This is a genomic window from Paraburkholderia dilworthii (genome assembly GCF_000472525.1).
GTDB lineage: Bacteria > Pseudomonadota > Gammaproteobacteria > Burkholderiales > Burkholderiaceae > Paraburkholderia > Paraburkholderia dilworthii.
In genome coordinates, this window is sequence record NZ_AWZT01000046.1 from 45,346 (window position 1) to 51,940 (window position 6,595).

The following is a 6,595-nucleotide window of genomic DNA, read 5'->3' on the forward strand; positions in this document are numbered from 1 at the left end:
AAGTAAAGTCGTCACTTCGCATGAGTGCGCATTAAATCTGCCAACTTACGTTCGTCCTAGACCATGACATCCTTGAGCAGGGCGTGCATATGGTCGACATTCTGCGAAGTTTCGAGCCGCTCATGCTGCCGCGTCCACGCGGCGCGCACCGGTATGACGTGTTCAGTCCAAAGCTGGGGCGACGCCTGACTCTGTATAGCCGCAGCGCCTTCGAAGCATGGCTGATGCTGGAGGCGGACGCAGCTACAAACGGATTTTGTGAACGGCCGGGCTTCATGGTGGTCGACGGTCAACGCTGCGTCGTCGATTTTTGGGCACGTTCTGTTGAACGCGAATGCCTCGTCTTGCTGTCGGACGCTATACCAGCGTGTCTCCCGCGAGGTTGTGCCGACCTCGACATAGAATCGTTCGCTGTGAGGCACATCGATGCCGCGGAAAGGGCGGCTGCGCGCGTCTGGACTGGAAACTGGCAGCGCATGCTGCCGGTGCTTGTCGCCGCGCGAGGCCTCGTTAAGCCATCCCTGTCCGGCGCCATCGAGCGCTTCGTAGTGAAACCTCAACCGCTGATGGCTATTGAGCGTGAATTCTCTACAGGCGACCCAGTGCTTGTCCGCGCAGCTGTCTTCGAGCTACTGCATCGCGGTTGCGTTCAGGCGTCTAGCTTACACACCGAGAGTCTGTCGTTACATACGTCCTTTGTCTCAAGTGAAGCGATGTCATGAACCGCCGCAGACCGGAATTCCAGACACTGGACCTTGCCTCGTGGCCGACGCTCGCATGGACAGAACTTGACACCGCCGCTCGCGAGCGCGTGCAGAGACATATCGACGCGATTGAACGTTACGCGAGCGGTGAACCCGTCAGCAGTATTGAGGACGCGACCGGCCTCAACCGCAGGCAGCTCTACCGGTTTCTCGGAAGGGCGCTTTCTGTTCATGAGGACGGGCGGCCATACGGCTATCGTGCGCTTATTGTTCATGCCCGCGCGACGGAATACACACGCCTCCTGCCGGTTATTCTCCGTGATGGAAAGGGCGGCACCGCCGGTGCGTTTTCGCTGCTGCTCGATCGTTACCCATCGCTCGCTGGCTGGCTCATCCTTCAGATCCGACAGCGTCGAGTGACAGTGAGGCAGATTCCTGCCAATGATGGAATGCGGATCAGACTGCAGGGTCTTCGAGGATTGCATCAGAGATTTCTGCAGGAATGCCGGCAAATCGGCCTGACATCCGCCGACTATCCGTTCAACACGGCGGGTCGCGCGATCAGATCCCTAGCCTCGCGAGTCAAGGCGGATCTGTTGCGTGGCTTCGGAACCGTCGCAGTTGCCGCCGGTGCTTCACACCTGAAGGGACTACCACGTAGTGACGATGCACCGACTCTGGCAGCGATTCGTCCGTACCAGGTGGTTGAGTTCGATGGTCACCGGCTGGATGTACGGCTTAAGCTCGTCGTTCGTGATCCGCTCGGCTTTGAGCACGAATTCGAAACCGAGCGCGTCTGGCTGCTTGTGATCATCGACGTCTGCACGCGGGTTGTGCTCGGCTATCATCTCGCCCTGACTCGTGAATACAGCCGCTACGATGTGGTCAAGACGATCGAGAACGCACTCGAACCCCGGTCGATGCGTGCATTCACCATCCCGGGCCTGGTCCACCACCCGCAGGACGGTTTTGCTTCACAGCGCCTGCCCGAGCTTGCATACGTCGCATGGGAGTGCATCCGCCTTGACAATGCCAAGGCGAACCTCGCCAGCGAAACGCTGACTGCACTATGCGGGTTCGTTGGCTGCGTCGTTAGCGCGGGACCGAAGCGCAGTCCGGACGAGCGCCCGTACGTTGAGCGCTTCTTTGGTACGGTCGCCAGCACGCTGTCCTCGCGCCTCCCAGGTTATACGGGTTCGCATCCTCGTGATCTTCGTCGCGCGCTGGCGGACCCAAAGGGAAATCTCCGCCTGTTCGTGTCGCTCGATGAACTCGACGAGCTAATGGCTTATTCGATTGCGACCTACCATGGCACGTCTCATATCGGACTGAATGGCGCGACGCCCCTCGAAGCGATGGAGTTCTTTGTCCGCGAGAGGGGTCAATTGCTGGCGTGGTTGCCGGAAGTCCGCCGACGCACGTTATGTCTGATGCAGTCCGCGCAGCACTGTCGCGTGCGGGGTTATCTTGCGCTTGGTGTCCGTCCACACATTAACCTGCTTGGCGTGCGCTACACCAACATGACGCTTGCCGGCAGTGCCCAACTGATCGGAAAACCACTTCGCGTCTACGTCAACGCCGACGACCTGCGCTGCGTTCGGGCATTCTTCGCAGACGGCAGCGAGCTCGGTGTCCTTCACGCCCAGGGTGCGTGGCGAGTCATGCCGCACAACGTGACCTTGCGCAAGGAGATCCTCAAGGCGAGGAGTAGCCGGAGGTCAGGGCATATGGCGGCTGAAGATCCGATTGACGCCTACGTACGAGCCAAAGTAGCAGCAGCGGGCAGGTCACGCAAGGCGGCCTCTGACGCAGCGCGTACGCTGCGCCTCCTCGCCAACGCGCCAACGGCCAAGACACCGACAGGGCCGTCGGAACCGGACCCGATCCAAGCAACGCTACCACCGCCAACGATGGGCCTGACCAACGCCGTCGAAGATGAACAGCCCACCGAGGCGGTACGCCCGCGCACGCTTGGCATTGGGACGGGGCAGACTTTCTGATCGGTAGTTTGACTGACAGCTCACATTCAAGGGAGGAGGGCATGTCGCTTCAGATTCCACGTCCGGTTGATCCTTCGCTGCACCCGCTTGTTACCGGAAACTACCGGATCGCCACACCGGCTATCGAATCATTCTACGAACTTGTGGTGAGCTGTCTTCGATACCGGGTGACTGGCGCGCTGGTCTATGGTGCTCCGAGAATTGGCAAGACGCGCGCGATTGAGTACGTGCGTTTGCTGCTGTCACGGGAGCATCCGAAAGTAACAAGCTATCACGCCCGGTGTGAGCACAAGCCTCGGCATGCAGAAGGTCCCTTCTTTTCGAACCTGCTCGAAGCCGTCGGCGATCATGATCCGAACGCGGGCACGAACCCGGCAAAGCGCATGCGCCTCTCGCTGCGGATCAGGGAAGCCGCAGCGCGCGCCGGCAGCGGTACAGTTCTACTTTTCTGCGATGAAGCTCAACGCTACAACGAGAACGAATACGAGTGGTTGCGAGATGTACACGATGCACTGGACCGCCAGCAGATCAAGGTGTTCACGTTTCTCGTGGGTCAACAGGAGTTGCTGGCGCAAAAGAGCGCCCTGCAGATCGCTGGCAAGACCCAGATCGTCGCGCGCCTGATGGTCGAAGAACTTTCCTTCCATGGCATTCGCAATGCCGAAGATGTCGCCACATGTCTGAACGGCTATGATCAGACCGCTTATCCCGAGGGCACACAATGGAGTTTCACGAGATTCTATGTGCCGCAGGCGTTCGATGCGGGTTATCGACTTGTGAGCGATGCGCTCGTGCTGTGGACCGCCTTCGAGGCCGCACATCACAAGGCGACGCTCCCTGGACGGCTCGAGATCCCCATGGAATCTTTCGCAAGGGCTGTCGAAGTCGTACTCAAGGACAGCGAACTCCGCGACGCTCCGGGATATTGCCCTGATCCATCGTTATGGGCCCATGCCGTGCGACGTTCCGGCTATGTCCAGTCGCGCCATGCAACCGGCCGCGTGCTTGTTCACGCGTAGGAGGGTACCCTTGCTCATCGCTCCGCGTTTTCCGATCCTCAGCCTCGATGAGCGACGACTGACTCCGGCACTCGGCTACATATTCGATGTCAGGTGGCTGCTGCCGGGCGAATCAATCGTCTCGATCCTGTGGAGGCTTGCACGTGCAAACAGACTGCCTGGACATGCGCTCGTCCGGCTGATGGGTGCTGACATCGACCCGTACGAAGGTGTCGAGCCGCTGCGCGATGCCGTCGACATGAGGCGTCTGAAGGGCATGCTGCCACTGCCCGGCAAGGTCTTGCACGCGTCACTGCTTGACGCCGGCCAGCGTGGGCGATATCACCCGGTCTTCAGGCATTGCAGGCAGTGCACATCGCTTGGTCATCATAGCGTTACTTATCAAATGTCCAGTGAGGGCCGCTGTCCTGCTCACGGGCACAGGCTCGAGACACGATGCCAGCATTGTGGGCGGGAGACACCCTACTTACTCAACGCAAGCCTTGTCGGCTCGCCGTATCGCTGTGCGCAATGCGGTGGCCTTTACTCGAGCCGATCACCTTCCGCTTTTGCACAAACATCGGCGATGCGCAAGGAACATCGCATTGCCATCACTCGGCACTTCCACAATCGCATGGCAGGCAGATTCAACCTTTGACGTGATGATTGCGGCGCCTGACTGCCTCTTAGAAACTGCAATGGACGTCGCCGCGAAACCGTCCATGAATTGCGCTGAAAACTGTCAGTTTGTAAGCGAGAGCCAAGTTGACGACTTTACTTCGCTTTCGGTGACAACTTTACTTCGCTCTACGAATATCGGCAAGACCAAAATCACCGCTAAATTCCGGCGCTCCCATCCCAACAAATTTGACGACAGGACTGGGGTCGAACGTTGTTCGGTCGTTTCCATGCAGATGCCGCCAACGCCAGACCAGCATCGCTTTTATTCGGGCCTTCTTTTCGAGCTGGGCGCTCCGCACAATGCCGCGGCTGGTCTGGCGTCATTGGAGCGGCTAGCTCGTGACATTCTCAGGCGGGTGTCACCACGCATGCTTGTTGTCGACGAGATCCACCATCTGCTGGCGGGCAGCTATCGGGAACAGCGTGCGTCCCTGAATCTTCTCAAGTTCCTCGCCAATGACCTACAGATCAGCATGGTTCTGGTCGGAACACGCGACGCGGTATTGGCGCTTCAAACCGATGCCCAGATGATCGGCCGTTATACGCCATTCGAGATCCCCCGCTGGCGCGAAAGCGACGGTCTACGGCGGCTGCTCGCCGCATTTGAACGGGTGCTGCCGCTGCGCAAGCCGTCGGATCTCGCGCGACGCGAGATCGTTCAGTTTGTCTTGAGCGCGAGTGGGGGATTAACCGGTGATATATCTGCGCTGCTGAATAACGCCGTGGAGCTAGCGATTCGTAACGGCGACGAATTGATCGATATGACACACCTTGAGCATGTCTGCCGGATCACGCAGTAGCTCGACGCGGTGACCGGTCGCTCCAAGGTCATTTTATGAGGAGGCTTCGGAAGCTGGCTAGGCAGGGTTGCGGCGCGCTATCAGCTCAGCGTCGGGACATTGTGGGAAATCAGCGTTTCGGAGGAGATGCCTGTACTGGGAACTGCGGGCTGGATACTTTTCCCGGCGATTTCGCAATCAGCGTTGGAAGCATTTGGAACGCTCGCGCGTCTTGATGACGACAGGTTGAGCCGCATACAGACGCCAGCGGGCTGGCTCACCGATCGCCGCTGCGTGCCGTTCTGCTTCAGATGCTTTGTGCTAAATGAAGCGGACGTGTCGGCGCCTCGCTGGAAACGTGAGTGGCTTGGTCCGACAGCCGAATTTTGTAGCGTACACCACAGGCTTTTGGAAACGGTGCCAGCGTCCGTATTCCGGCTGTCGAATCACCTCGATGCCGCGCATCGTGCGATCAGCCGTTACCGCGAAAAACGCCTGTCGCGGGTTGCCGGCCACATGCGCTAGCAAAATTAACGGACAACACTAGCGCCCTAATGCGCACCGTTAGCAGAATTAACGACCTTCAACAACTGGAAAAAGATGACGTCGTCCGAGAACGGTGTATCCGCAGGTGCCCCCCAAGGTTATATACGAGCTAATGGAAACCGGTTTTGCGCTCGGACCGTCCATAGCGGCGCTGATCGATTGGGCGGAAATGAAGCGTCAACGCACAGTTCCTACTCCCGCGGACTGTGGCTAAATGACCGGTGTGACCAAGTCGGCGATGCGTGCGCAACGAAGCGATCTTCGCGGCTGGGAAAGCGGCGAGATATATAACACGTCTCAAATGCATTTCTATGCGGGAATTTGCGTCGGATCCATGTATTCTCGAATAGACAATACCTTTTTTGCCATCGTGCCAATCGCCTTCGGCTTCCAGCTCCCACCGCGACTCGATCTGATTCCGCGGTGACGCCCAGGACCTGATGCTGCATCCCTTGCGGCAATACTTTGTGCATGTTGCTCATCATGCGACGCGTTCCGTACGGCGTCCTTGGGACCCCTTGACGCTAGCTGAAGCCTAAGTTCGGTTACGGCGGATCTCGCAAACGGATCTGGTCGGTAGCAAGCTTACAAAAACATTCAATGGCGAGGATCCGGCCCGACCAGCTGCCCAGCTTGGGCTTGGTATTAACACCGACACCGTGGCGGTTGACAGTCTTCGCGATGACACATATCGTTAACTGAAACCCAGATTCACTTAAGATCGCTTTGGTTTGCTTCTGGCGCCTGCCGCGCTTCCGCACTGCCCTCTTTATCGAAAGTAATAAAACGACACGGAGACACAAATGAATGTCAGGATTTCGGCGATAGTCAGCGTAGCTGTTTCGCTGATGACGGCGGGGTGTGGCGACGGGGGTGTACAAACTGCG

The 6,595-nt window shown here is 58.5% G+C and carries 9 protein-coding genes; 8 read left to right on the plus strand and 1 reads right to left on the minus strand.

The annotated features are described in order from the left end of the window. The first annotated feature begins 89 nt into the window (after positions 1 to 89). The 8 genes from F759_RS0128800 to F759_RS0128825 all read left to right on the plus strand — a co-directional run bounded on the left by F759_RS0128800 (position 90) and on the right by F759_RS0128825 (position 6,135). Complete coding sequence (locus F759_RS0128800; RefSeq protein ID WP_027802907.1) at positions 90 to 722, plus strand: hypothetical protein; 633 nt, start codon at positions 90 to 92, stop codon at positions 720 to 722. Continuing rightward, positions 719 to 2,704, plus strand: coding sequence for a DDE-type integrase/transposase/recombinase (locus tag F759_RS0128805; RefSeq protein WP_027802908.1), 1,986 nt, complete (start codon positions 719 to 721; stop codon positions 2,702 to 2,704). Before F759_RS0128800 ends, F759_RS0128805 begins: the two co-directional genes overlap by 4 nt. A 41-nt stretch (positions 2,705 to 2,745) precedes the next feature. Next, positions 2,746 to 3,723, plus strand: a complete 978-nt coding sequence (locus F759_RS0128810; protein WP_027802909.1) for an ATP-binding protein — start codon at positions 2,746 to 2,748, stop codon at positions 3,721 to 3,723. 10 nt (positions 3,724 to 3,733) lie between these two features. Then, positions 3,734 to 4,360 (plus strand): hypothetical protein, encoded by a 627-nt coding sequence (locus F759_RS41430; protein ID WP_244438940.1) that lies wholly within the window; start codon positions 3,734 to 3,736, stop codon positions 4,358 to 4,360. Further along, positions 4,308 to 5,183, plus strand: coding sequence for a TniB family NTP-binding protein (locus tag F759_RS41435; RefSeq protein ID WP_244438941.1), 876 nt, complete (start codon positions 4,308 to 4,310; stop codon positions 5,181 to 5,183). Before F759_RS41430 ends, F759_RS41435 begins: the two co-directional genes overlap by 53 nt. A gap of 99 nt (positions 5,184 to 5,282) precedes the next feature. Continuing rightward, complete coding sequence (locus tag F759_RS40245; RefSeq protein WP_244438942.1) at positions 5,283 to 5,687, plus strand: hypothetical protein; 405 nt, start codon at positions 5,283 to 5,285, stop codon at positions 5,685 to 5,687. Positions 5,688 to 5,820: 133 nt separating this feature from the next. Then, on the plus strand, positions 5,821 to 5,922 hold the full coding sequence (locus F759_RS44435) for a hypothetical protein (protein ID WP_244438943.1): 102 nt from the start codon (positions 5,821 to 5,823) through the stop codon (positions 5,920 to 5,922). Then, positions 5,923 to 6,135, plus strand: a complete 213-nt coding sequence (locus tag F759_RS0128825) for a hypothetical protein (protein ID WP_027802910.1) — start codon at positions 5,923 to 5,925, stop codon at positions 6,133 to 6,135. A 118-nt stretch (positions 6,136 to 6,253) separates the two neighbouring features. Here F759_RS0128825 and F759_RS43725 read toward each other — a convergent pair. Further along, positions 6,254 to 6,595, minus strand: a 342-nt coding sequence (locus tag F759_RS43725) for a hypothetical protein (RefSeq protein ID WP_209440526.1), incomplete at its 5' end; no start/stop codon positions are given.